Annotated in this window: 1 protein-coding gene; it reads left to right on the top strand. The window is 55.9% G+C overall.

The features are described from left to right. Positions 1-927 (top strand): asparaginase (locus ACN1C3_RS33205; RefSeq protein WP_419119950.1); only part of this gene is annotated, 927 nt, incomplete at its 5' end. Positions 928-957 lie beyond the last annotated feature (30 nt).

The raw sequence follows: 957 nt of genomic DNA, 5'->3' as shown, positions 1-957 counted from the left end.
AACAGCGCCACTTATCAAGCGGCCAAAGTGGGCATCGAGCAGTTGATTGCCGGCGTTCCCGAGCTGAGTCAACTGGCCAATGTGCGTGGCGAGCAAGTGATGCAAATCGCTTCGGAAAGCATCACCAACGAAAACCTGCTGCAATTGGGTCGCCGCGTTGCTGAACTGGCCGATAGCAAAGACGTCGATGGCATCGTCATCACTCACGGCACTGACACCCTGGAAGAGACTGCTTACTTCCTTAACCTGGTGGAAAAAACCGACAAGCCAATCATCGTCGTTGGCTCGATGCGTCCTGGTACCGCGATGTCTGCCGACGGCATGCTGAACCTGTACAACGCCGTCGCGGTTGCCAGCAACAAAGATGCGCGCGGCAAAGGCGTACTGGTCACCATGAACGATGAAATCCAGTCGGGTCGTGATGTCAGCAAGATGATCAACATCAAGACCGAAGCCTTTAAAAGCGCCTGGGGCCCGTTGGGCATGGTGGTCGAAGGCAAATCCTATTGGTTCCGCCTGCCAGCCAAGCGTCACACCATGGATTCCGAATTCGACATCAAAACCATCAAGAGCCTGCCTGACGTCGAAATCGCTTACTCCTACGGCAATGTCAGCGACACCGCTTACAAAGCCCTGGCTCAATCTGGCGCCAAAGCCATCATCCATGCCGGCACTGGCAATGGTTCGGTCGCTGCACGCGTGGTTCCCACCTTGCAGGCTCTGCGCAAGGATGGCGTACAGATCATTCGCTCTTCCCACGTAAATGCCGGTGGCTTTGTACTGCGTAACGCAGAGCAGCCTGATGACAAATACGACTGGGTCGTTGCCCATGACCTGAACCCGCAAAAAGCCCGGATCCTGGCGATGGTCGCGCTGACCAAGACTCAAGACAGCAAAGAGCTGCAACGGATGTTCTGGGAATACTGATTCACCTCGCCCGACCTGATCAGGTCGGGC

The sequence above is a fragment of the Pseudomonas sp. H11T01 genome, assembly GCF_048515765.1.
GTDB lineage: Bacteria > Pseudomonadota > Gammaproteobacteria > Pseudomonadales > Pseudomonadaceae > Aquipseudomonas.
This window is presented reverse-complemented; position numbering and strand designations above follow the sequence as displayed.